Here is a 24195-nt window from a genome sequence, read left to right on the forward strand (position 1 = left end):
TGTCGGCGTCGTCGGATCGGTGTCGTCAGGTCCTGTCGTCAGGTGGGCGCCGTCAGTTGGTGCTGAGGATCTTCAGCTCGGGGTGCGCGGTGCCGCCCTCGATCGCGGTCGAGGCGATGTGCGAGGCCACCCGGGGGTCGACCGGGTCGTTGGCCGGGTCGTCCAGCACCCGCAGGTGCTGGTACGTGGTGGAGCGCTGCGCGGGGACCCGGTCGGCGGCCCGGATCAGGTGGATCAGCTCGGTCAGGTTGGAGCGGTGCTTGGCCCCGGCGGCGGAGACCACGTTCTCCTCCAGCATCACCGAACCGAGGTCGTCGGCACCGTAGTGCAGCGAGAGCTGGCCCGCCTCCTTGCCGGTGGTCAGCCAGGAGCCCTGGATGTGGGCGACGTTGTCGAGGAAGAGCCGCGCGATGGCGATCATGCGCAGGTACTCGAAGACGGTGGCCTGGGTCGAGCCCTTGAGGTGGTTATTCTGCGGCTGGTAGGTGTACGGGATGAAGGCCCGGAAGCCGCCCGTACGGTCCTGCACGTCACGGATCATGCGCAGGTGCTCGATCCGCTCGGCGTTGGTCTCGCCGGTGCCCATCAGCATGGTGGAGGTGGACTCGACGCCCAGCCCGTGCGCGGCCTCCATGATCTCCAGCCAGCGCTCGCCCGACTCCTTGAGCGGGGCGATGGCCTTGCGCGGACGCTCCGGCAGCAGCTCGGCACCGGCGCCCGCGAAGGAGTCCAGGCCGGCCCGGTGGATCCGGGTGATGGCCTCCTCGATCGAGACGCCGGAGATCCTGGCCATGTGCTCGACCTCGGAGGCTCCCAACGAGTGGATCACCAGCTGGGGGAACTCGGCCTTGATCGCGGAGAAGGCGCGCTCGTAGTACTCGACGCCGTAGTCCGGGTGGTGCCCGCCCTGGAACATGATCTGGGTGCCGCCCAGCTCGACGGTCTCGGCGCAGCGGCGCAGGATCTCGTCGAGGTCGCGGGACCAGCCCTTGCCGCTCTTCGGCGGCACGTAGAAGGCGCAGAACTTGCACGCCGTCACGCAGACGTTGGTGTAGTTGATGTTCCGCTCGATGATGTACGTCGCGATGTGCTCGACCCCGGCGTACCGGCGGCGGCGGACGGCATCGGCGGCGGAGCCCAGCGCGTGCAACGGCGCGGAGCGGTAGAGCTCCAGCGCCTCCTCCGGAGTGATCCGGCCCCCGGCGGCCGCACGGTCCAGGACGGCCTGCAGGTCAGTGGCCATGGGGGCCCCGGCCGAAGGCTGGGACGCCGCAGACGGGGTGGGGGTCCCCCCGGCCGAAGGCTGGGACGCCGCAGACGGGGTGGGGGTCCCCCCGGCCGAAGGCTGGGGGAGGGTCTGCTCGGACACCTGGCGGGCCTTCTTTCTCTCCAACGTCGGGTCGCCTCGGCCGGGCAGGACAGGGGACGGATCGCTCGGCCGACATGACCGAACCAGCCTACGCCAGCGCCTTTCCGCCCCCTTTGCACCCCCGCCGCGAGCCCGCCACGAGCCCGCCACGAGCCCGCCGCGGCAGCCGCAGCCTGCCCTCCGGAGCCCCCAGTGGCCGGGGCCGACCCCCTGCGGAGCCGTCCTCGCGGAGCCGTCCTCGCGGAGCCGTCCCCGCGCTCAGACCACCGACTGGACGGTCTCCAGCAGGCGGACCGTCACATCGGGGGCGAAGCCGCTGTCGTGGCCGACCCGCCGGGCGAACTCGGCGATGCCGGCCAGTTGCCGCCCGGCGAGCGAGAAGTCGAGCGCCTCGCTGAAGTACCGCTCCAGCACGGGCGCGTCGAACGCCTCCCAGCGAGCCGCCTGCTCGGCGACCTTGCCGGCCTCGGCCAGCGAGAGGTCCCGGGACTCCAGGAAGGCCCGGTGCACGGCGTCGACCAGGTCGGGGTGGTTCTCCGCGTACTCCCGGCGGGCGGCCCAGACCGCGAAGACGAACGGCAGCCCGGTCCACTCCTTCCACATCTCGCCCAGGTCGTGGACGGCCAGCCCCTGCCGGGGCGCCTGCTCCAGCGAGGCGCGCAGCGCGGGGTCGCCGATCAGGACGGCGGCGTCGGCCTCGGCGAGCATCGCGTCCAGGTCGGGCGGGCAGCTGAAGTACTCGGGGCGTACGCCCTCGCGCTCCTCCAGCAGCAGGCGCGCCAGGCGCACGGAGGTGCGGCTGGTGGAGCCGAGTGCGACCCTGCGCCCGTCCAGCTCGGCGAGCGGCAGTCGGCTGACGATCACGCAGGACATCACCGGACCGTCGCTGCCGACCGCGATGTCGGGCAGGACCACCAGCTCGTCCGCGTGCCGCAGGTACTCGACGCAGGTGATCGGGCCGATGTCGAGCGTGCCGTCGATCAGCCGGTCGCTGAGCTTCTCGGGGGTGTCCTTGGTCAGGTCCAGGTCGAGCAGATTGCCCGTTCGGGCCAGCCCCCAGTAGAGGGGGAGACAGTTGAGGAACTGAATATGTCCCACCCGGGGCCTTACCGCCACCGAGCCACTCGCATCCCGACCGGTCACCGCACGCTCCCTCTGGCTGCTCTGTTCGTACTCTCTCCGCAGGGTATGCCTGTCGCCGTACGACTTGGACACCAGCCTTCCGACATGCCGCCGCCCCGCTGCCGCCGGCTCCGACCGGCGGCCGACCGCCGACGCGGCGGGCTGCCGAACGCTCGGCGGCGACGCGCCGACAGCCCCCCGACAGGCTGCCGACACATGGCTGAATCCGTGCGACACACCTGACGTTGTGCGTTCGGTCACCCCTGGTCGAGGCCGCCCTCGCGTGCTACCGTTCCACTCAGTTGCAGTTTGATTCCCCTTGCAGTACTTGAAGCCTGCGGAGCATGTAACCGCGGGCTTTTTGTAGTTTTTCAGCATTATCGAAAAACTCCGGAACAATCCGGAGGCAGGGCGATCAGCGCAGCGGACCGGATGCCACACGGTGTGGCAGCCAATACGTCCCTCGCAAGGAGAACGGCATGGCTCAGGGAACCGTCAAGTGGTTCAACGCTGAGAAGGGCTTCGGCTTCATCGCCCAGGAGGGCGGCGGCCCCGACGTCTTCGTCCACTACTCCGCCATCAACGCGAACGGTTTCCGCTCGCTGGAGGAGAACCAGCAGGTGACGTTCGACGTCACCCAGGGCCCGAAGGGCCCGCAGGCGGAGAACGTCTCCGTCATCTGAGCATCTCCTCTGATGATCTGATCGCTCGGGACCTTCACCGGTCCGAAAGGCGGCCGCCAGGGTCGCCCCCAAGAGCATGACGAGCAGTACCAAGGGGGCCCGCCACGTTTCGTACGCGGCGGGCCCCCTGCCTCTGTCCGCCACCGGGAGGAGCATGACCACACCCGTGCTCCAGCCTCGTGCGGCGTTAGCCGCGGTGAACCGCGCCCTGCACCGGATCGGCATCGACGCCTTCATCCTGCTGCTGCTCGGCACGGTCGGCCTGGCCACCCTGCTGCCCGCCACCGGACCGGCCGCCACCGTGGTCGGCGGCTCGGTGAACGTCGTGGTCGGACTGCTCTTCTTCCTGTACGGCGCCCGGCTCTCCCCTCAGGAGGCGCTGGCCGGCGCCCGGAACTGGCGCCTGCACCTGCTGATCGCCGGCTGCACCTACGTCCTCTTCCCCCTGCTCGGCGAGGCCGCCCGGCTGCTTCCGGACAGCGTGCTGCCGCCCCGGCTCGCCACCGGCGTGCTCTTCCTCACGCTGCTGTCGTCCACCGTCCAGTCGTCCATCGCCTTCACCTCGATCGCGCGCGGCAACGTCGCGGCGGCCATCTGCGCCGCCACCTTCTCCAGCCTGCTGGGCATCGTGCTCACCCCGCTGCTGGCGGCCTGGCTGCTGTCCGGCGGGGCCGGGATCCAGGTGAGCGGGGGGCAGATTCTGGACATTGTGCTGCAGCTGCTGGTGCCGTTCGCACTCGGTCAGCTGCTGCGCCGCTGGGTCGGCCCGTGGATACAGCGGAACCGGTTGGTGACCCTGGTGGTGGACCGGGGTTCGATTCTGCTGATCGTGTACAGCGCCTTCAGCGAGGGCGTCCGGGAGGGCATCTGGAGCCGGGTCACGGTCGGCCAGATCCTCTGGCTGGTCGCCGTCTGCGCGGCCGTGCTCGGGCTGGTCCTGGCCTTCACCGCAGTGGCCTCCCGCCGCCTGGGCTTCGACCGCGCCGACCGGATCACCATCCAGTTCTGCGGCTCCAAGAAGAGCCTGGCCAACGGCCTCCCGCTGGCCACCATCCTGTTCCCGGCCGCCTCGGTCGGACTGATGGTGCTGCCGCTGATGCTCTTCCACCAGATCCAGCTGATGGTCTGCACCGTCCTCGCCCAGCGCTGGGGACGCCGCGGAACCGAGGAAGCGAGCAGTGGCGGCGGCGGGATCCACCCCGGCCGCCCCCGGGTCAGCAGGCCTTCAGGACGGCGAGGATCTCGGCGGTGATCGCCGCCTGGTTGGCCTCGAACTCCGGCCCGGTCAGCAGCGTCCCGTCCGCCGGCAGACCGGTCAGCACGGGCGTGTGCAGGTGCCCGCCGGGCAGGCCGGGGCGCAGTTCGAGCCGCAGCCGGTTGCTGCGGTACGCCACCTCGTTGGAGAGGTAGCCGCCGCCTCCCCCGGCCACCGCGCGGGCGCCCGGCGTCGGCCCGTCCGTCCGGTCGGCCGGGGACGTCCCGCCCGCCGGGATCTCGGTGACGGCGCTGTTCAGCAGGACGGGGTACGGGGTGTCGGCCGCGGCGGTCATCGCCCCGGCCGGCAGCGTGCTGCGGATGAACTCCGGCCCGAGCCCCATGCCGGGAGCCGTCACCGGACGGTCCCGGGTGCCGCCGGAGAGCAGTCCGTCGTTGTCGGTGTGCGGATCGGCCGAGCGGGCGCGCCCGGCCCACTCCTCCAGGGTGAACCTGTCGGGGTAGCCCTGGCTGATGGTGGTGATCAGGTCGGCGGCGCGCGGCCCGGCGGCCATCCTCGGGGCGAAGGCCCGTTCCACCAGCCCCCGGTCGAAGTCGGCGTAGCGGACCGGCAGGACGACGGCCCTGACCTCGGCCCGGGTGCCGTCGTCCAGCGTGATCCGGCGGCCGTTGAGGGCGAGGGCGGCCGCGCCGGACGGGTTGGCGGTGCGGACGTCCCGGTCCAGGTTGAAGGGGTCGAAGCCGCTGACGAAGATCCGGCGGACCCCGGGCCGCGGCCTGAACCCGTTGTCCCGCAGCCCGCGCGAGGCGTCCTCGAAACGGGTCCGCAGCGCGGCCCGGTCCACCGGGAACCGCGGCTGCCAACGCTCCAGCCGGTCCGCCATGGCGAGCCGGGTCCAGTAGAGCGGCCGGTCGTCCCCGGGGGCCGGGCCGTCCCCGGGCCCGTCCCCGCCGGGCCACCGGCCCTGCGCCCGGTCCACGGCCGCCTGCCACAGCGCCGTCCCCCAGGCGTCCACCAGCCGCTCGGCCGCCCGTACGCCGCGAGCCTCGTGAAGGGTCGCCGGGAAGCGCTCGGCGAACCGGGCGAACCCGCCCCGCCGGATCAGCTCCCCGGTCCGCGGGTCGGCGAGCCGTGCCCGCTCCGCCCCCGCCGGCGCGCCCCGGGCCGGTACCCCGGCCACGGCCACGGCCCCTGCCGTGGTCGTGGCCGGGGACGTGGACCGGGCCTGCGCCACCGGCGGCGCCGCGTTCGCGGCCGGCCTCGGCACGGCGGTTCCCCGGGTCCTCGAAGTCCTCATGCGGTGGCACACTACGCACCGTCGCGCCGACCGCGAAGGTCGCCTTTCGGCCTTTTCCCGCCGAAGGCCCGCCCGCCGAAGGCCCCGTCCACCGAAGGCCGCGAGGCCGAACGCCGCGAGGCCGAACGCCGCGAGCCCGCACCCTGGGGCGGGGTGCGGGCTCGGAGCGCGACGGTGCGTCAGGCCGCGACGGGGGCCTCGGCAGCGGCGGGGGCGTCGTCGATCAGGTCGCCCGTGGGGTTGTTGTAGGCGGCGAGGTCGAGGGTCTTCTCGCGGGCCGCGACCAGGATCGGGACCACGGACTGACCGGCCACGTTGGTGGCGGTCCGGACCATGTCCAGGATCGGGTCGATGGCCAGCAGCAGGCCGACGCCCTCCAGCGGCAGGCCCAGGGTGGAGAGGGTCAGCGTCAGCATCACGATCGCGCCGGTCAGACCGGCGGTGGCGGCGGAGCCGATCACCGAGACGAACGCGATCAGCAGGTAGTCACCGATCCCGAGGTGGATGCCGTAGACCTGGGCGACGAAGATCGCGGCCAGCGAGGGGTAGATCGCGGCGCAGCCGTCCATCTTGGTGGTGGCTCCGAACGGCACCGCGAACGAGGCGTACTCGCTCGGGACGCCGAGCCGCTCGGTGACCCGGCGGGTGACCGGCAGGGTGCCGACCGAGGAGCGGGAGACGAAGGCCAGCTGGATGGCCGGCCACGCACCCTTGAAGAAGTTGAGCGGGTTGAGGCCGCCGACGAAGCGGAGCAGCAGGGAGTAGACCACGAAGAGCACCAGCGCGCAGCCGACGTACACGTCGATGGTCAGGGTGGCGAAGGGCTTGAGCAGGTCCCAGCCGTACTTGGCGACGGACTTGCCGATCAGGCCGAGGGTGCCGAGCGGGGCGAGCCGGATGACCCACCAGAGCGCGGTCTGGGTGAGGTCGAGCACGGACTCGCTGAGCTTGCGGACGGGCTCGGCCTTCTCACCGATCTTCAGGATCGCGGCACCGGTGACGACGCCCAGGAAGACGATCTGAAGGACGTTCACCTCGACGAAGGTGGTCGCGATGTTGCTCGGGATGATCCCGGTCAGGAAGTCGACCCAGGAACCGGCGTGGTCCGGCGCCTTCAGCCCGCTGGTGGACAGGCCCGCACCCTGGCCCGGGTTGGTGAGCAGGCCGAGGCCGAGGCCGATGCTGACGGCGATCAGCGAGGTGATCAGGAACCAGAACAGCGTGCGGACGGCCAGCCGGGCGGCGTTGGTGACGTTCCGCAGGTTGGCGACGCTCACCACGATCGCGGTGAAGACCAGCGGCGGGACGGCCAGCTTGAGCAGCTGGACGAAGGTCTTGCCGATGGTGTCGAGCGTGGTGGTCAGCCAGGAGATGTCCTGGACCCGGGCGAGGTAGCCGAGGGCGAGACCGAGGACGAGGCCGCCGACGATCTGCACCCAGAAGGGGGTCTTGCGGACCTTCCCGAACAGGGAGGGCGCTGGTGAGGAGGGCGCTGTGGACATGGTGGTGCGGCTCCGGGGGGACGGGGCGGGAGAGGGGGGCGGGACACGGCGGCACGACGACGGTCGACAGGCACGGTGGGCCCGGACGTCAGGAGGGGCGTGCCGCCGGCATACAGCTGGGCGCGCGACGGGGGCGCGGGCTGTCCACAGCACCGGGCAGGCACGAGCACGGCATGAGCGGGGTGCTCATTCCTTGCTGCAGAGGCGCGCCTGAGGTGGTCATGGCCCTCACAGTAGCAACAAACCTTTGAGATGTTCAAAGTACTTGTTTGAGATGTGGTCACGAACCACCACGGGCGCGCCCCTGCCGCACCGTGGGTTACTTCCCGAAGGCCGCCTTGATCATCGCCTTGGCGATCGGCGCGGCCAGTCCGCCACCGCTGACGTCCGCCCGGTCGGCGGAGCCGTCCACGACCACCACCGCGACGGCGATCCGGTGCCCGCCGCCGTCGTCCGCGTACGAGGTGAACCAGGCGTACGGGGTGCCGCTGTTGTCCACGCCGTTCTGCGCGGTACCGGTCTTGCCGCCGACCGTCACACCGTCCACCGCCGCCGACGTCCCGGTGCCACCGGTCACCACCGTGACCATCGCGGACTGGAGTTGACGGGCCGTCTTCCCACTCATCACCCGGGACAGCTGCTGCGGCCCGAAGTCCTCGACGGTGCGGCCCTGGTGGTCGGTGAGCCGGTCCACCATGGACGGCCGCATCAGCACGCCGTCGTTCGCGATCGCCGACGAGACCATGGCCATCTGCAGCGGGGTCGCGGTCACCGAGAACTGGCCGATACCGGTCAGCGCGACCTGCGAGGGGCTCAGCTCGTCCGGGTAGACGCTGGTGGCGGCCCGCACCGGGGTGTCCAGCTTGTCGAGGTTGAAGCCGAACTTGGCCGCCTGCGCGGAGAGTCTGGCCTCGCCCAGGTCGGCGGCCAGCTTGCCGAAGACGTTGTTGCAGGAGTACTGGAGCGCCACCCGCAGGCTGGCGTTGGTGCACGGGGCCGCGGGGTTCTCGTTGGTGAGCTGCCGCCGGGTGCCCGGCAGGGTGTAGGGATCCGGACTGGCCGTGGGCGTGTCCACGTCCGGGTACAGGCCGTTCTCCAGTGCGGCAGCGGCCGTCACCAGCTTGAACGTCGAGCCGGGCGCGTAGGTCGAGCGCAGCGCGTGGTTGAGCATCGCCGAACCGCTGTCGGCGCTGAGCAGCTTCCAGGCCGCGGCGTCGGCGCTCGAACGGCCCGCGATCGCCGAGGGGTCGAACGACGGCGTGCTGACCAGGCCCAGCAGGGCGCCGGTCGCCGGATCGATGGCCACCGCCGCACCCTGCTTGTCGCCGAGCGCGTCCCAGGCGGCCTTCTGCACCTTCGGGTCGATGCTGGTGACCACGTCGCCGCCGGGCGGGGTGGTGCGGGTGAGCGCGTCGGCGGGCCCGGCCAGCCTGGGGTCGGTCCCGTCGAGCAGCCCGGAGTAGAGGCTCTCCAGCTGCGTCGAGCCGTACGCCTGCGAGCTGTAGCCGGTCACCGGCGCGTACAGCGGGCCGTCGAGGTAGCTGCGCTTGTAGGCGAGTTCACCGCCGGTCGGGGCGGAGCCGGTCACGGGCCGGCCGCCGACCAGGATGTTCCCCAGCGGCTTGCCGTACCGCTCGATCGCCAGCCGGGCGTTCGCGGGGTTGTTGTCGTACGAGTCCGCCTTGGCGACGGTCAGCCAGGTGGCGCGCGCCATCAGGGCCAGCACCAGCAGCAGGCAGAAGGTGGCGGCGCGGCGCAGCGGCCGCTGCATGGCGTCACGGCGGGTCGGGGTCTTCATCCGTATCCTGTACGGCCGCCGAGCCGGGCTTGCGGACGGCGGCCTGGTCACGGCCGTCGGTCCCAGGCGGCCTGGCGAAATCGCGTCTTCCGGACAGACGGACGCCCCGCGCCCGCGCCCCAGTTCCCGGTGCGACCGGCGCCACACCCGCCCGGCCGCGGGCGACGCCGGCCCGCCGTCGATTGACCCGATATGAGTTATACGTATAACTTGGCATGCGATCCCACCCTTCCCCTGCCGCTTTCCCCTGCCGCCCCGAACGGGAGAACCATCCGCCATGGGCTACCTCGCCCTGCTCCGCGCACCCCATGTCACCCGCCTCCTGTTCGGCACCCTGCTCGGCCGCCTCCCCGCCGGAATGACCGCCCTGGTCATCGCCCTGGCCCTGCGCGAGGCGCACACCCCGTACAGCAGGATCGGCCTGGCCACCGCCGCGTACGCCATCGCCGCCGCGATCGGCGGCCCCGTCCTCGGCCGGATCGTCGACCGCACCGGACAGCCCCGGGTCCTGCTCGGCTCCGCCGTGGTCGCCGGACTCGGCTACGCCCTGCTCGCCCTCGTCCCCGGGTCGCCGATCGCCGCTCCCGTCGGCGCCGCGATAGCCGGTCTCGCCATGCCGCCGCTCGAACCCTGCCTGCGCGCCCTGTGGCCCGCCGTGGTCGAGGAGGAGCAGCTCGACACCGCGTACGCCTTCGACTCCGCCTCCCAGCAGATCCTCTACGTCGCGGGCCCGCTCGCGGTGGCCGGGATCTCCGCGCTCTTCGGGCCGTCCACAGCCCTGTGGACGGCCGCCGCCCTCGGCCTGACCGGTGTCCTGGTGGTCGCCACCGCCGCACCCGCCCGCGCCTGGCGGGCCCCCGTCCGGGAGTCCTCCGCCGGACTGCTCGGGCCGCTGCGCTCCCCGGGCCTGGTCGCGCTGCTGATCGGCCTCGCGGGCGCCGGCTGGGCCGTCGGCTCGCAGAACGTCCTGTTCATCGCGTACGCCGAGAACCACCACGGCGGTCTGCCCGGCGGCGCCGGGACCCTGCTCGCCCTGGCCGCGCTCGGCGGACTGCTCGGCGCACTCGCCTACGGCGCGGTCAGGTGGCGCAGCACCACCGCCACCCGTACCTGGGTGATCGCGCTCGCCATGGGCGCCTCCTACCTGCCGCTGCTCCTGCTCCCCGGCCCGGTCCCGATGGCCGTCCTGGCCTTCCTCTCCGGCATCGGGCTGGCCCCGCTGCTCGCCGCCGCCTTCGTCCTGGTCGCCGAGCTCGCCCCCGCCGGCACCGTCACCGAGGCCTTCGCCTGGCTGGTCACCCTGTTCGCCACCGGCAACGCGGCGGGCTACGCGGTCTCCGGCGCGCTGGTCGCCGACTCCCTGCGCACCGTCGCGCTCTGCGCCACCGCCGGCATCTGCCTCGGCGGCCTGCTGCTGTTCGGCACCCGCCGGCTCTTCCACCCCGCCCTGCCGAGCTCACCCGATCCGGTGAACGAGCCGGTGCCGGTCGCCTGACCGGCCCGCCGGACATCACGGTCCCGCCGGCAGCCTCCGGCGCAGCGGACGACCGGCCGGAGATCCCTCCGACGTCGAGCTCGTGGTCGAGGTGGTCTCCAAGGGCAACAGCCGCAAGGGCACCGGGGACACTGGGGACACGGTCGAGTGGTACGCGGCTGCGGGCGTCCGGGCCCATCTGCTGGCCGCCCCCGGGGACGGCACCCGGATCCTGCGCGGCAAGGCCCGCGACGGCAGCTTCCTGTCGGCCGCACCCGGCCGGTACGGCGAGGACATCACCCTGCCCGCGCCGGCCGGCCCGACCCTCTCGACCGGCGCCTTCCCCGGCACCGGAGCCGACTCAGCCTCCGGCCGCCGCCGTGGAGCTGCGCACGACCAGAGCGGTGGCCAGGGGCCCGGTCGCCGGGGCGTCCTCACCGCGCAGCAGTGCGGCCAGCGCGGCCACACCCACCCGGCCGAGCGCCTCGCCGGGAAGGTCGACGGTGGTGAGCGGCGGGGCGAGGAGGTCGGCCACCGGGATGTTGTCGATGCCGACCACCGAGATGTCGGCCGGGATGCGCAGGCCGAGGTCGGCGGCGGCCTGGTAGAGGCCGGAGGCCACCACGTCGTCGTCGCAGATCACCGCGCGCGGCCGGTCGGGTGCGCCGAGCAGCTGGTACGCGGCGGAACGGGCGGCCCGCTGCCCCTCGTTGAGGCTGACCCCGACCTCGACCACCTCAAGTCCCTTGGCGGCGGCCTCGAACGCGGCCTGCCGGACCCGGAAGGTGTACGCGGAGTGGGTCGACCGCAGATGGCCGATCCGCCGGTGGCCGAGGCCGACGAGGTGTTCGACGGCGACCCGCATGCCGCCCGCCACGTCGAGTTCGACGGTGGGCCTGGCCCGGCTGCCCGACAGGCCCAAGGGGTCGGCGTCGAGGAACACGGCGGGGGTGTCGGAGGGCAGTTCACCGAGTTGGCTGTCGTCGGGCGAACAGATCAGCAGACCGTCGAAGCGGCTGGTGGTGGCCGCCTCGGCAAGCGTCGCACTGCCCCAGCCGGAGCTGACCACCACGGCCAGGCCGTGCTTCCCGGCCTCCTCGTGGACGCCGACCAGCACCCGGCCGAAGAACGGCCCGAGGATGTTGGGCACGGCGAGCAGGATCATCCCGCTACGGCCGAGCCGGAGTTGGCGCCCCGCCGCCTGCGGCCGGTACCCGAGACTGCGGGCGGCCTCGCGGACCCGCTGCCGGGTGGCCTCGGAGACCCGGTGGCCGGACTCGGAGCCGGAGAAGACCAGCGAGACGGTCGCCTGGGAGACGCCGGCCAGGCGTGCCACGTCCCGCCCGGTGGGTCTGCGCCCGGGCACCGGAGATCCGCCCTGTGACCCTGCGGGGTCGAGGGCGGCGGGCTCCGAGGTCGGGTCTGCGGCGGTCACGGTGCTGATCGGGTCGGCGGTACGGCAGTCGGCGGTCAGGCCTGTGCGGCCGCCGTACGGGCGGCCTCGTCCACCGCGTCCTCCTCGGCGTTCTGCGCGGCGATCCGCTCGGCGGTGCGGCTGCGCATGTCGGAGACCTTCTGGGAGATCTGGGCCGACATCTCGTCCCGCTGCTTGCTGAGCAGCACGTAGCTGAGCGGGGCGGACACCAGTGCGGCGAGCAGCACCAGGAAGATGATTCCGGTAGTGCCGACCACCGGGATCACCTGGAAGTGGCCCAGCAGCAGGGCGACCATCAGGCAGCCGAGGAAGATGCTGGCCCGCATGGAGGTGTAGCGGAGCGTGGCGTGCTTCCTGCTGCTCACGTTGCTGCTCACGGTTGACGTCCTTACTGCGTGGGTACGGCCGGCCGGTCGGGGCGGCGCGGTGCACGCGCCGGCCTTCCAGTGAAGCATGCCTCACACCTGCCCCCGCAGGGCCACCCCGGCCGGGCCCGCCCGCCACCGGATGCCGCCGGGCGGGATCCCGGCCGGCGCCGGATCAACGGAGGTCGAGCCACATGGTGACGTCGTCGCGGTCGTCGCCGGGCGCGACCCGGATCGCGCCCGGCACCCGGCCGACCTCGACGTACCCGCAGCGGCCGTAGAACGTCTCCAGTCCGAGCCCGCCGCGCAGGGTGAGCCGGAGACCGTCCAGACCCCAGCTCCGCGCGATCCGCTCGGCCTCCGCCATCAGGTCGACGCCGTAGCCGCTGCCCTGGAGCTTCGGGTGCACCATGACCCGCTTCAGCAGCCGCCAGTGGTCCATCAGCCCGAAGCGCATGTCCTCGAAGAACAGGACTCCGGCGAGCACGCCCGTCCCGGCCTCGTGGGCGACCAGCAGCCGGTCGGGCCGGCCGGGGCCCACCCCGGCGAACTGCTTCTCCGCCGTCACCCGGACCTCGTCCTCGGTGACCGGCGGCACGAAGCCGACCGCGCCGCCCGCGTTGCTCACCTCCGTCCAGAGACCGACGATGTCGGCCTGCAGCCCGGGGGTCAGGTCGGGGTCCAGGGTGAAGGTCAGCGTCATGGGCACAGAGCCTATCCACCCATTACGACAACGCCGTTACGGGCCCGCGCCGGCCGGTGGCGGCGGCAGGCAGCGGACAGCGGACAGCGGACAGCGGACAGCGGACAGCGGACAGCGGACAGCGGACAGCGGGCGGCAACGGCCGACGGCGGCGAGTCCTCCCGGGCGGCCGCGGAGGCCGGAGCGGATGGCGGCACGTCGTACACACCCCGGGCACGGCACGGGCCGCCATCCCTCCGGGACGCGGGCCCTGAACCCGCGCACGCGCGCTCCGCACTCGCCGAGGAGCACACCCGGGCGACCGGCAGCCACAGATATCCCCCTGCTGACCCGGCTCGGATGCTCCCTCGACGTCCCCTCGCAACGGAGAGCTGCACCCAAGAGTGATCAGTCGGATACGTCACGTCAATGGGTTGTCTGAAATTCGGAATGGTTGCGGCGCGTTTCCCAGCCGGGTGGTGCGCGGTCCGCGCGACGGAGGCACGGAGGGCACGCGCCGCACCTCGCACGCCTGCCGCGAGGCAACGGCCATGACGCGGCGTCAGCGCACCGCACCGGGGAGCGTCACGGCGGCCGGGCCGACGACGCGGGCCAGTGGCCGGAGCGGTGCCCGGATCAGCGGGCGTCAGCGGGCGTACACGCCGACCGCCGGGGCCTGCTCGGCCGCGTGGCCGGCCGCCGGGGCCGGCCCGATCTCGCACCAGACCCGCTTGCCCGAACCGTCCGGGTACCAGCCCCAGCGGTCGCAGAGCATCTCGACCAGTTCGAGCCCCCGGCCGTTGGTCGCGTCCCCGGCCGCGTGCCGGGGCGCCGGGGCGGTCCGGCTGGCGTCCGCCACCTCCACCCGCACCGTGACGACCCGCGACGCCTCCATGCCGTCCACGCCCGGACAGCAGACCGGCATGGAGAGCCTGAGCACCGCCGGACAGCCGGTGTGCACCACGGCGTTGGTCACCAGCTCCGACACCACCAGGACGATGGTCTCGGCGAGCTGCTCGTCCGGCTCCACTCCCTGGCCCTGGAGGCGCGAGCGCACCCATCGGCGCGCCCGGCCCACCTCTGCCGGGTCCGCCTGGACCGCCAGCTGTACCTGAAGTACCTGCACCGCTCCACCACCCGCACTCGCAGTTCGGCCACTCTCCCTGCCGCCCGACCCGGGCAGCAGGGCACTTGATCACGCCGGTCCGGCAGGCCACGAGCGTTCCGAGGCCCGATCGGACTGCCCATGGCTCGAACCGCCCATGGCTTCGTCACGAATACGCCTCAGGATGATCCGGCAGATCGGACGCAGCAAGCGCTTCGGGCATATTCCAGCGATCGAGGGACAGTGCAGTGCATACTGTCCCGCTCACCCTGACGAGCTTCGCACCGGCGCTCGTCCGGTGGACCGACGAGGCCCGGTTCACACCCTGTGCACGAGCGTAACGAACGTACCGCCACCAGCCCCGGATCCGGTGATCGCCACGAGCGAACCACCCTTCCCACATCTGTCCACGGTCCGTCGGACATCGACATCATCGTCATTATCACAATCTGACGATCGGACACATTTCCTCCTCTTCTTCCGACGATTCCCCCACGGCCCGGAAAGGCTCCGGATAACGTGGGGCCGAAGGCGCGGAGGAACACCCAGCCGCAGGCACCGGCCCAGCCGACCGGACTTGATCCACGGACGAGGGAGGGGGCCATGGCCGCTGCCGCGTCCGGCCCGCGCCGGGCCGCCCCGGAGTGGGACGAGCAGATCCGGTGGCGCCTCGCGCGGGGTGAGGAGACCGCCCTCGGCGAGCTGTACGACCGCTTCGCACCTCTGGTGCACGGCCTGGCCGGCTGCATCCTGGACGACCGCAAGGCAGCCCAGCAGCTCACCCGCGAGGTCTTCGCCCAGCTCTGGGAGCACCCCGAGTCCTTCGACCCCGCCCAGGGTTCGCTGCGCTCCTGGCTGGGCGCGCTGACCCGCCGTCGGGCCCTCGACCGGCTGCGCCTGCTGCACACCGACGACCACGAGCTCCAGGAACGGGCCGGCGCGGCCCGGACGCAGTACGTCGTCGAGTCCCTGCCCGACCCGCTGCGCGAGACCCTCGCCGTGACGTACTTCGACGGCCGCACCTACCAGGAGACGGCCGCGCGGCTGGGCATCAGCGAGCAGGACGCCAAGCAGCGCATCCGGCTCGGGTTGCAACTGCTGGCCGGCGCACTCGGCCGGGGCGAGGGCGCGGAGATCGGCGCGGACTGGAGCCCGGACGGGGACGCGGCCGGGTACGAGCGCGGGGACAGCCGCGGTGGCGGAGCGGCCGGGAGCGCGGTCGCCCGCGAACGCGCCGGGCGCACCGAGCCGGCACGTCCGGACGCCGGGCGCACCGGCGCGGATCCCGCGTGCCCGGCGCGCGCACATGCGGAGCGCAGGCGGACGGATGCGGCGGGGGCGAGCACATGAGCGTCGACGGCGCGCAGCACGAGGCCCTGCGCTCCCTGCTCGGTGCCTGGGCGTTGGACGCCTGCCCGCGCCGGGAGGCCGCAGAGGTCGCCCAGCACCTGACGCTCTGCCCGGAGTGCGCCGAGGAGGCCGCCAGGCTGCGGGACGCCGCCGCCCGGCTCTCCGCCGACGACCCGCTCGACCCGCCCGGGTCGCTCCGCCAGCAGGTGCTCGACTGGTGCCTGTCCCGGCGGCCCGCCGGACTGCCCGTCCCGCCCTGGGCCGCGCCGTACGCGACCGAGACCGCCAAGCTGGACGCGCTGCTGCGCGACCTGGGCCCCGAGGAGTGGCAGGAGGTCGCCGAACTGCCCTGGCACGGCGGGACGCAGCGCTGGCGTCCGGCCGAGGTGCTCTGCCACCTCACGGCGGTGGACGGCCTGCTGGCCCCCGCCCTCGGACTGCCCGACCCGGTGGCAGGGCCCGCCGAGACCGCCGCCGCCACGGACCGCGCGCCGACGCAGGGCGAACCGGCCGGTCCGACGCAGGCACCGCCGCAGGACGGCGGGCCGCTCGGGGTGCTGGAACGCAGTGAGCGGCTGATGGCCGACCGGGCCGGTTCGGAGCCTTCGGCCGTCCGCTCGATGTGGCGGCGGCAGAGCCACGCCCTGGTCCGCAGCGCCGCGCTGAAGGCCGACGGGGCTGCTCCGGTCGACTTCGGTTTCGCCACCGTGCCGCTGCGCGACGCCTTCCTCGACCGGGCCTTCGAGTGCTGGATCCACGGGGACGACATCGCCCGCGCGGTGGACTACCCCTATGCGCCGCCGGTTCCGAAGCACCTGCGGTCCATGATCGACCTGGCCGCCCGGATGCTCCCGTTCGCGCTGGCCGCGCTGCGCCGGCCCGAGCCGCGACCGGTCCGCGCCGGCGGGTCGCCGGTACCCGGGCGGGTGGTCCGGATGGTCGCCGACGGGCCGGGCGGCGGGGAGTGGCTCATCCCGTTGGACGGTCCCGAGTCACCGCCGGACCGGGCCGGACCGGTCGCCTCGATGGTCCTGGACGGCCTGGACTTCTGCCGCCTGGCGGCCGCTCACCACGACCCCGCCCACCTGATGGTCGGGGAGTTCGGCGACCGGGCCGCGATCCGGGAGGTCCTCCGGGCTACCCCGCTGCTCTCCCGGCCGTAGTGCGCACGGCCCTGCCCGCTCTGCCCGCCCGAGGCGGCCGGAGCAGCCGGGCCGGCCGGAGCGGGCAGCAGGCGGTCAGCCGAGGACGACGGTACGGCTGCCGTTGAGCAGCACCCGGCGCTCGCTGTGCCACTTCACCGCGCGGGCCAGCGCCTGGCACTCGACGTCCCGGCCGAGCGCCACCAGCTGGTCCGGCGTCACGTCGTGGGTGACCCGGGCCACCTCCTGCTCGATGATCGGGCCCTCGTCCAGGTCGGCGGTGACGTAGTGCGCGGTCGCACCGATCAGCTTCACGCCCCGGGCGTGCGCCTGGTGGTACGGCTTGGCGCCCTTGAAGCTCGGCAGGAAGGAGTGGTGGATGTTGATCACGCGGCCGGAGAGCGCCTTGCACAGGTCGTCCGAGAGCACCTGCATGTAGCGGGCCAGCACGACCAGGTCCACCCTCTCCTCCGCGACCAGGTCGAGCAGCTGCTGCTCGGCCTCGGCCTTGGTCTCCTTGGTGACCGGGATGTGGTGGAACGGGACGCCGTACGACTCGGTGAGCTCGCGGAAGTCGGTGTGGTTGGAGACCACGGCCGCGATCTCGATCGGGAGGGCGCCGATCCGGGTGCGGAACAGCAGGTCGTTCAGGCAGTGGCCGAACTTGCTGACCATCAGGACGACGCGCATCCGCTCGTCGGACGGGTGGATCTGCCAGTCCATCCGGAACGAGGCGCCGATCGCGGCGAAGCTGGCGCGCAGCTTCTCGGTGTTGACCGGCCGCTCGGCCGAGAAGTGCACCCGCATGAAGAACAGCCCGCTGTCGCCGTCGCCGAACTGCTGGCTGTCGATGATGTTGCAGCCGGTCATGAAGAGGTAGCTGGAGACCGCGTGCACGATCCCCTGCTTGTCGGGGCAGGACAGCGTGAGGACGTACTGGGTGCTGGCCGGCTGCTGTTCCACGGTGTGGGGTTCCCGTTCTGAGGTCGGTGGGTGCGCAGGCGGTCCAGGGTGTCACATATCGGACGCCGCTCGTCGCACTGCCCGTCATCCGGAACGCGCTCCCGCGGGGGCGCGGGGACTCGTGCGGACCGGAGCACGGGGACGGCTGCCGGCCGGCGGCTAGACGATCCTGGTGAGGATGCGGAGCACCTCCAGCGAACGCGGCGCCGCGTCCGGGTCGTCGCCGTCGCTCACCGCCAGCGCCACGTGTGCCTCACGGGCCGCCCGGACGGCCTCCGGCCAGTCCGGGTGGGCCAGGTAGCTCGCGGCGGGGGCGTCCGCGCCGACGGCGTGCAGGATGCGCAGCACCCGGAGGACCGCGTGGTCCACCAGCGCCGCCTCGGTGGCGTCCCGGAAGATGGTGCCGACGTACTTCTCGGCCGACCAGCGGTCCAGCCAGGTGTCCTCCACCAGCCGGTAGACGGCGTCGGTCACATCCCCGTAGCCGCTGTGCCCGGCCAGCCAGGTCTGCTGCTGGAAGGCGGGGTCGGACAGCATGTGCAGCGCGGAGCGGAGTCGGGCTCGCCAGCGCCACCAGGGCAGGTCGTTGAGCGGCATGCCGCCCATCGTGCTGGAGCGGTGCCCGCCACGAGAAGTGTTTCGGGCAGACCGGTACGAAGAATCTGAACTGGCGGACATGAGCAACGATCGTACGTTCCCCCGCGGTTAGCCCTCTACACGCGCTCTACACGCGTCGCTCCATGATCACACCTGGAGTTCCCGCTCAGTTGGCCCGGCGTTCGTCCGGCGTCCCTCTTCCTGCACCCGGCCGGGTCAAGGCTGAACGGCGCCGTACGCCAGTGACCCGGGAAGGGGCACACCAGAATGGAACCGAGCGGACATCCCGAACAGCAGCACTCGACCAGCGCCCGGCAGTCCGTACGTCACCCCCGGCGCACCATGGGGGCGCTCGCTGCGACCGCCGCGCTGCTGCCCGCGCTCCTCACCGCCTCGGCCTGCGGTGGTCCTGCCGACGCCGTCGCCGACGCCGACCGGCCGGTGACCCTGATGACCTGGGCCCCCGCCGACACCGGGTCCGCCGACCGGCCCGGCATGACCGCACTCGCCCAGGCGATCGGCCGCGAACTCAACGCCGGGGGCGGCCTGGCCGGCCACCCGGTCACCATCCTGACCTGCAACGAGCACAACACCGCCGACGGCGCCGGTGCCTGTGCCCGGCAGGCGGTCACCGCGCACGCCTTCGCCGTGGTCGGCTCGTACAGCCAGTACGGCAGCAACTTCATCCCCGCGCTGGAGGCCGCCGGGATCCCGTACGTCGGCGGGTACGGGCTCTCCACCCCGGAGTTCAGCAGCCCGCTCTCCTACCCCGTGAACGGCGGTACGCCCGCACTGATCGCGGGCAGCGGACTCCAACTGGTCGAGGCGGGCTGCCGGACCGTCACCCTGATCCGCCCCGACACCCGGGCGGGCGACACCCTGCTCGGCTACCTCTCCGGCGCGCTCAAGCCCGCCGACGTCGGGCTGATCGACCTCAGGGCGCCCGAGCAGTCCAGCGACTACGCCGCCATCGCCGCCAGGGCCATCGGCGAGGACAGACCGGGCAGTTGCATCACCAGCGCGCTCGGTGCCGAAGCCACCTCCAACCTGCTCGACCCCTACCGGCGGCTCGGTCCCAGGAACACCGTGCTGGCCTCGGTGATCGGCAGCTTCCAGCAGTCGGTGGTCGACTCCACCGGCGGCGACAGCGGGCCGCTCGGCGGCGCCTACGCGACCGGCTGGTACCCGCCCGAGAGCTCGCACGTCTGGGACGCGCTGCGGGCGGCCGTGCACGGCTACGGCAGCAGCGACACCCCGATCGACGTCTCCGACCCCGGCGTGCAGACCACCTGGGTCGCGTACGAGGTCGTCCGGCAGGCCGCCGCGCGGATCGGCGACGGGAAACCGCTCACCACGAAGACGCTCCGCAACGTCCTGGACGACGGCGAACCGATCGACACCGCCGGTGCCACCCCGCCCCTCGCCTGGGGCACCACCAGCATGCTCGCCAGCGCGGACTCGCCCCGGCTGGTGAACACCTCGGTCACCTACCAGCAGGTCAGGGGCGGACGGCTGACCGAGCCGCACCCTGGCTTCGTCGACGTCCGCTGGGTCCTCGCCGGCGGCAAGCCGCCGGCCTAGGCACTGCCCGGTCGGACGGCGGGGCCGCTCGAGGAGGGGCTGCCCCGCCGCCCGGGGCTCAGAGCTCGCTCTTGTCCTTGGTGGGCAGGCCGGTCTGGGCCGCGACGGCGTTCCAGAGGGTGGCGGCCTGGGTCTTGGCCGTGGTGGCCGTACCGCTGGCGTCGTTGGCCGCCTTGAGGTGCGGGTTGTCCTTCTTGGACGGGTCGCAGGAGGCGATCGAGTCACCGGCCCAGCCCGCGTACTCGCGGTCCGCGGTGGCCGACGCCTGCCAGGCCTTCTGCAGCTGCTCGACCAGCTGCGGACCGCTCGGGAGCTTGTCGACCTTCAGCCCGTTCAGTCCTGCGACCAGCTGGTCGCGCTGGGCGGCCGCCTGGGTGAGCGCCTGCTGCGAGTCCGGCAGCTGCTGGCACTTGCCGACCGCGTCCACCGCGCCGATGACGGCCTGGCGGCTGGAACTGGCCTTGCCCAGCAGGTCGGAGAGCGCCTGGGCCTGGGCCTTCAGCGCCGGGTCGACCGCCCCGGCGCTGCCGCCGGCGGCCGGGCTCACCGGGCTGTTGGCGACCTTGGCCACCGGCGTCGTCTTGGCCCCGGTGCCACCGCCCGTGTCGTCACCGCCGCTCATCAGCATGGCGGCCACCACGGCCACCACGACCAGTCCGCCGACGGCTGCCCCACCGATCAGCAGCTTGTTGGAACGACGCCCGCCGCCGTCCTCCACGCTGGGCGCGTACGCCGGGGGCGCGGGCGGGAAGCCCTGCGCGGGCGCGCCCGCGTACGGCTGCTGCGGCGCCCCGAACTGCTGGCCGCCGAAGGTCTGCTGCCCGCCGTACGAGGGCTGCCCGGCCGCCGGACCGCCCATCGGCGGCTGGCCCGGCACGCCCTGCTGCCCGCCGAACGACTGCCCCGGAGCTCCGAACTGCCCCGGGCCGCCGAACTGCTCGGGGGCGCCGAACTGCTGTTGTCCGCCGAACTGCTCCGGGGCCCCGAACTGCTGCTGGCCGCCGAAGGACGGCTGCTGGCCGCCGAAGGCCTGCTGCCCGCCGTACGAGGGCTGCCCGGCCGCCGGACCGCCCATCGGCGGCTGGCCCGCCATCGGCTGCTGGGGCAGCCCGCCACCGGCCGCCGGGTCGCCGGCCGGGTACGGCGGCAGATACTGCGTCGCAGCGGCCGCGTCGGGCTGCGGCCGCTGCCCGCCCTGGTGCGGCACCCCGCCGCCCCCCAGGTACTCGGGACCGCCCTGGAACTGCTCGGTGGGTACGTCCTGCTGCTGCGGTGGCGGCGCGCCCTGCGCGCCACCCGGCTCGGGGCGGAACAGGTCGTCCAGGTTGAAGTCGTTGGAGCTGGAGTACGAGCGGCGCTGGCTCAACGCGATTCCTCACCTGTGCGTGGCACCTGGCATGCGCGGGCAGGCGACGGCAGCCGGGCGGCACCCTGCCGCCCGAACCGTCTCAACCGCGTCTGCACCCGGGCCTTCCTCGGTTCTTCCGCGCGCTCGCTGACGGCGGACCACGACTACTCGGCACGCTCGGCGGCGCTGACGACGCCGGACGACGCTTCTCACGCCGAATATCGGGCCCACGCTACCTGTTCACCGGCACGGGTGACTACGCGGGCCGGTCTTCTCTCACGCGGCCTCCACGTCGACTCGGGCCTGGAACTCCCTGACCGCCCGGTTGTCCCGGTACGGTTCGAGCCTGCGCCGGAAGTCGTCCAGGTACTCCACCCCCCGGTTCGACCGCAGCCCGCTGAGCAGCCGGACGGCCTGCACCCCCGTCTCACAGGCCCGCTCCACGTCGCGCTGCTGGAGCTGGGCGGTCGCCAGCAGCACCAGGTCCACCGCCCGGCGCCGGACCCGGGTCGGCGGGTGGAGTTCCAGAGCGGTGCGGGCGTAGCGCTCGGCCTGGGCGGCCTGCTCCAAGTCGCGGTGACAGTGCGCCAGCTCGTCCGCCAGGTACGCCTCGTCGAAGTGGACGATCCAGTCGGGGTCGTCCTCCGGGTTGCGCTGCTCCATGGCGGCCAGCGCCTTGGCGGCCACCGCCTCGCAGGAGCGGGCGTCGCCGAGCAGGGCGTGCCCCCTGGCCTCCGCCGCGTAGAACATCGCCATCGCCGTCGGGGTGGCCACCGAACGGGCGCCCTCCTGTGCGGCGCGGGCGAGTTGGGCGATCTCGCGCGGGTTGCCGAGGGTCGCCGCCAGGTGACTCATCGAGGCCGCGAGCACGTAGCCGCCGTACCCGCGGTCGTCCGCCGCCTGGGCGAGCCGCAGCGCCTGGATGTAGTAGCGCTGGGCGAGGCCGGGTTGGCCGGTGTCCACCGCCATGTAGCCCGCCAGCTCGGTGAGTCGGGCGACCGCCGCGAAGAGCTGACGCCCGGTCTCCTCCCGGTACGCACCGCCGATCAGGCCGGAGACCACGCTGTTGAGGTAGTGCACCACCACCGGGCGGACGTGACCGCTGCCGAAGCGGTGGTCCAGCTCGACCAGCATCTGGGTGGTCGCCCGGATCGCCGCCACGTCCGCCGGGCCGACCCGGGGGCCGCCGGCCCTGGCCACCACCGGGTCGGGCGGGGTGATCAGCCAGTCCCGGCTGGGCTCGACCAACGCGGACGCGGCCACCGTCGCCCCGGTCAGGAACTCGCGGCGGCCGACGTCACTGCGCCAGAGCTCGCAGACCTGCTCGAGCGCGGCGCTCAGGGTGGGCGCGAACTGGAGTCCGACGCCGGAGCTGAGGTTCTTGCCGTCCGCCATGCCGATCTCGTCCACCGTGACGCTCCGGCCGAGCTTGCGGCCCAGCGCCTCGGCGATCACGGCGGGCGCCTGGCCGCGCGGCTGCTGACCACGCAGCCACCGGGCGACCGAGGTCTTGTCGTAGCGCAGGTCGAGCCCGTGCTCGGCGCCGCAGAGGTTCACCCTCCTGGCGAGGCCGGCGTTCGAGCAGCTCGCCTCCTGGATCAGCTGCTGCAAGCGCTCGTTGGGCTGTCGTGCGACAAGTGGTCTCGCGGCCATGGGTTTCGCCTCCCCACGCCCCCGGCCCTGACCGGCGGGCGACGATTCTGCATGCTCTGGTGCCGACGTGCCGACCGGTTAAGGCTTCTGACCCCAGATTAGCGATCAGCAACACCTGCGGGATACCCACGGTGACGACCCCACTCCCCGCGCGCCCTGCCAAATGCCCCTGTGCGCCCCCTGCTGCGCCGGGCGCGACCCCCGTTCGACTGCACTGCGCCCTACCGGGGTTGAGACCCGTCACCGGTACGGGTGACATCGCGTGCGGCGCACTGACCTCCCCGGCCCCGGCCGTAACCCCACTCACAGACGGTAGTTGAGCAGCACGTGGAAGACACCCCAGGAACCCAGGAGCAGGATCTGCCGCCACTGCTCGTCGAAGCCGTCAGATACGCAGAGGACCGTCACTGGGAAGTCGCCCCCGGCGCATGGCTGATCGAGGGCGACGGCGCGACGCGCTGTTCGTGCGGTGAGCCGGACTGTGCGCTCCCCGGCGCACACCCCACCAGCGCCGACTGGCGCCGCCGGGCCAGCGCGGGCCCCGGCGTGGTCAGGCGCTGGTGGACGGAGACCCCGTCGGCCTCGATCCTGCTGCCCACCGGGCGTGCCTTCGACGTCCTGGACGTCCCGGAGGTGGCCGGCTGCCTGGCACTGGCCCGGATGGAGCGGATGGGCCTGCAACTGGGGCCGGTGGTCGCCGTGCCGGCGGCGGCCGGGCGGACCGGGCGGCGGCTGCACTTCCTGGTGCTGCCCGGGGTGCAGAGCAAGCTGCCGGAGCTGCTGCGCAAGCAGGGCTGGCCCCCCGGCCGGCTCGACCTGGTGGCCCGCGGCGAGGGTGACTTCATCGTCGCCCCGCCGTCCCGGGTCGGTGCGTACCGGTTCGCGCAGTGGGCCCGGCCGCCGTCCGCACTGAACCGGTGGCTGCCGGACGCCACCGAGCTGATCAGCCCACTGGCGTACGCCTGCGGGCGGGGTGGCGTCGCGCCGGCCGTGCCGCGGATCCAGCCGGTGGCGGTGCGCTGAGACCTCCCCGGCCGGCCGCTCGGCCGCACCTGGACCACCGCCCCTACGCCTATCGGGTGAGGGGCGGCGCTGCGCGGGACCACGCGCGCACCTGACGGGCCCTGTCTCCCACCGGAGACAGGGCCCGTCAGACGCATGTGCGGATAAAAGACCGGTGTACCCGATCACCCGTCGCGAAAGCCCCTCGTACGAGTGACAGCGCTCAAGGATTGCGGTGATCTGCCGAGGGGAGGAATTCCGACGAGAGGGGCGGTCCGAGAGAACAGGAAGGCGGCGCAGCAGGCAGGACACCGGGGCCGGATCAGGCACCAGGGGGCAGCAGGACCGGGGGATCACCGGGAGGGCGTTCGGACGGGGAAGCCGAGCGTGGTGAACGGGGAGAAGCCGGGGGGCCGTGACACGGATCGCGCTCGGGGCGGTCGGGTGGCACGGGCCGGGGGATCAGGGAGGGAAGCGGGGAGGGCCGCGGAGCCCGGTGCACGGGGATGCA

Annotated in this window: 20 protein-coding genes; 7 read left to right on the top strand and 13 right to left on the bottom strand. The window is 73.0% G+C overall.

Going from position 1 to position 24195, the window contains the following annotated elements:
• Positions 1–52: 52 nt before the first annotated feature.
• Together mqnC and ACFC1R_RS09380 are read right to left on the bottom strand one after the other, a co-directional pair.
• Positions 53–1243 (bottom strand): cyclic dehypoxanthinyl futalosine synthase, encoded by a 1191-nt coding sequence (gene mqnC, locus ACFC1R_RS09375; RefSeq protein WP_375935233.1) that lies wholly within the window; start codon positions 1241–1243, stop codon positions 53–55.
• A 384-nt stretch (positions 1244–1627) separates the two neighbouring features.
• On the bottom strand, positions 1628–2512 hold the full coding sequence (locus tag ACFC1R_RS09380; protein WP_375935236.1) for a menaquinone biosynthetic enzyme MqnA/MqnD family protein: 885 nt from the start codon (positions 2510–2512) through the stop codon (positions 1628–1630).
• A 458-nt stretch (positions 2513–2970) separates the two neighbouring features.
• On the opposite strand from ACFC1R_RS09380, the gene ACFC1R_RS09385 reads away from it, so the two are divergent.
• Together ACFC1R_RS09385 and ACFC1R_RS09390 are read left to right on the top strand one after the other, a co-directional pair.
• Complete coding sequence (locus ACFC1R_RS09385) at positions 2971–3174, top strand: cold-shock protein (RefSeq protein ID WP_045306639.1); 204 nt, start codon at positions 2971–2973, stop codon at positions 3172–3174.
• A gap of 154 nt (positions 3175–3328) precedes the next feature.
• Complete coding sequence (locus ACFC1R_RS09390; protein ID WP_375935240.1) at positions 3329–4426, top strand: bile acid:sodium symporter family protein; 1098 nt, start codon at positions 3329–3331, stop codon at positions 4424–4426.
• Here the strand turns inward: ACFC1R_RS09390 and ACFC1R_RS09395 are convergent.
• The 3 genes from ACFC1R_RS09395 to ACFC1R_RS09405 form a co-directional block, all read right to left on the bottom strand.
• Positions 4389–5687, bottom strand: coding sequence for a pyroglutamyl peptidase (locus ACFC1R_RS09395; RefSeq protein ID WP_375935243.1), 1299 nt, complete (start codon positions 5685–5687; stop codon positions 4389–4391). The two genes, ACFC1R_RS09390 and ACFC1R_RS09395, sit on opposite strands and share 38 nt — an antisense overlap.
• 179 nt (positions 5688–5866) lie before the next feature.
• Positions 5867–7189, bottom strand: a complete 1323-nt coding sequence (locus ACFC1R_RS09400) for a dicarboxylate/amino acid:cation symporter (RefSeq protein ID WP_375935246.1) — start codon at positions 7187–7189, stop codon at positions 5867–5869.
• Positions 7190–7508: 319 nt separating this feature from the next.
• Complete coding sequence (locus ACFC1R_RS09405) at positions 7509–8960, bottom strand: penicillin-binding transpeptidase domain-containing protein (protein WP_375935349.1); 1452 nt, start codon at positions 8958–8960, stop codon at positions 7509–7511.
• Between the two features lie 304 nt (positions 8961–9264).
• Between ACFC1R_RS09405 and ACFC1R_RS09410 the strand changes: the two genes are divergently transcribed.
• A complete protein-coding gene (locus ACFC1R_RS09410; protein ID WP_375935249.1) occupies positions 9265–10482 on the top strand; it encodes an MFS transporter in 1218 nt (405 codons plus the stop codon).
• Between the two features lie 340 nt (positions 10483–10822).
• Here ACFC1R_RS09410 and ACFC1R_RS09415 read toward each other — a convergent pair whose 3' ends face one another.
• From ACFC1R_RS09415 to ACFC1R_RS09430, 4 genes are all read right to left on the bottom strand, one after another.
• The gene (locus tag ACFC1R_RS09415) at positions 10823–11896 is read right to left on the bottom strand and encodes a LacI family DNA-binding transcriptional regulator (RefSeq protein WP_375935252.1); all 1074 of its coding nucleotides are present in this window, start codon (positions 11894–11896) and stop codon (positions 10823–10825) included.
• A 35-nt stretch (positions 11897–11931) separates the two neighbouring features.
• Positions 11932–12273: a DUF4229 domain-containing protein gene (locus ACFC1R_RS09420; protein ID WP_375935254.1), complete on the bottom strand. Its 342-nt coding sequence runs from the start codon at positions 12271–12273 to the stop codon at positions 11932–11934.
• 163 nt (positions 12274–12436) lie between these two features.
• Positions 12437–12964 carry a GNAT family N-acetyltransferase gene (locus ACFC1R_RS09425; RefSeq protein ID WP_375935257.1) on the bottom strand — a complete coding sequence of 176 codons (528 nt, stop codon included), beginning with the start codon at positions 12962–12964 and terminating at the stop codon, positions 12437–12439.
• 625 nt (positions 12965–13589) lie between these two features.
• Positions 13590–14069: an ATP-binding protein gene (locus ACFC1R_RS09430; protein ID WP_375935260.1), complete on the bottom strand. Its 480-nt coding sequence runs from the start codon at positions 14067–14069 to the stop codon at positions 13590–13592.
• Positions 14070–14651: 582 nt separating this feature from the next.
• Between ACFC1R_RS09430 and ACFC1R_RS09435 the strand changes: the two genes are divergently transcribed.
• Together ACFC1R_RS09435 and ACFC1R_RS09440 are read left to right on the top strand one after the other, a co-directional pair.
• Positions 14652–15398, top strand: coding sequence for a sigma-70 family RNA polymerase sigma factor (locus ACFC1R_RS09435; protein WP_375935263.1), 747 nt, complete (start codon positions 14652–14654; stop codon positions 15396–15398).
• Positions 15395–16561 (top strand): zf-HC2 domain-containing protein, encoded by a 1167-nt coding sequence (locus ACFC1R_RS09440; protein ID WP_375935266.1) that lies wholly within the window; start codon positions 15395–15397, stop codon positions 16559–16561. Before ACFC1R_RS09435 ends, ACFC1R_RS09440 begins: the two co-directional genes overlap by 4 nt.
• Positions 16562–16636: 75 nt before the next feature.
• Here ACFC1R_RS09440 and purU read toward each other — a convergent pair whose 3' ends face one another.
• Positions 16637–17503, bottom strand: a complete 867-nt coding sequence (gene purU, locus ACFC1R_RS09445) for a formyltetrahydrofolate deformylase (RefSeq protein ID WP_375935269.1) — start codon at positions 17501–17503, stop codon at positions 16637–16639.
• Between the two features lie 159 nt (positions 17504–17662).
• Positions 17663–18181, bottom strand: a complete 519-nt coding sequence (locus tag ACFC1R_RS09450) for a hypothetical protein (protein WP_375935272.1) — start codon at positions 18179–18181, stop codon at positions 17663–17665.
• A 186-nt stretch (positions 18182–18367) separates the two neighbouring features.
• On the opposite strand from ACFC1R_RS09450, the gene ACFC1R_RS09455 reads away from it, so the two are divergent.
• Positions 18368–19681 (top strand): ABC transporter substrate-binding protein, encoded by a 1314-nt coding sequence (locus ACFC1R_RS09455; RefSeq protein WP_375935275.1) that lies wholly within the window; start codon positions 18368–18370, stop codon positions 19679–19681.
• Positions 19682–19739: 58 nt separating this feature from the next.
• Here ACFC1R_RS09455 and ACFC1R_RS09460 read toward each other — a convergent pair whose 3' ends face one another.
• Together ACFC1R_RS09460 and ACFC1R_RS09465 are read right to left on the bottom strand one after the other, a co-directional pair.
• Positions 19740–21047, bottom strand: coding sequence for a hypothetical protein (locus tag ACFC1R_RS09460; RefSeq protein WP_375935278.1), 1308 nt, complete (start codon positions 21045–21047; stop codon positions 19740–19742).
• Positions 21048–21305: 258 nt separating this feature from the next.
• Entirely contained in the window at positions 21306–22682 is a 1377-nt protein-coding gene (locus ACFC1R_RS09465; protein WP_375935280.1) for a transcriptional regulator, read from the bottom strand.
• Positions 22683–23009: 327 nt separating this feature from the next.
• Between ACFC1R_RS09465 and ACFC1R_RS09470 the strand changes: the two genes are divergently transcribed.
• Positions 23010–23705 (top strand): bifunctional DNA primase/polymerase, encoded by a 696-nt coding sequence (locus tag ACFC1R_RS09470; RefSeq protein ID WP_375935283.1) that lies wholly within the window; start codon positions 23010–23012, stop codon positions 23703–23705.
• Positions 23706–24195: the final 490 nt, after the last annotated feature.

Source organism: Kitasatospora sp. NPDC056138, from assembly GCF_042264695.1.
Taxonomy (GTDB): Bacteria; Actinomycetota; Actinomycetes; order Streptomycetales; family Streptomycetaceae; genus Kitasatospora.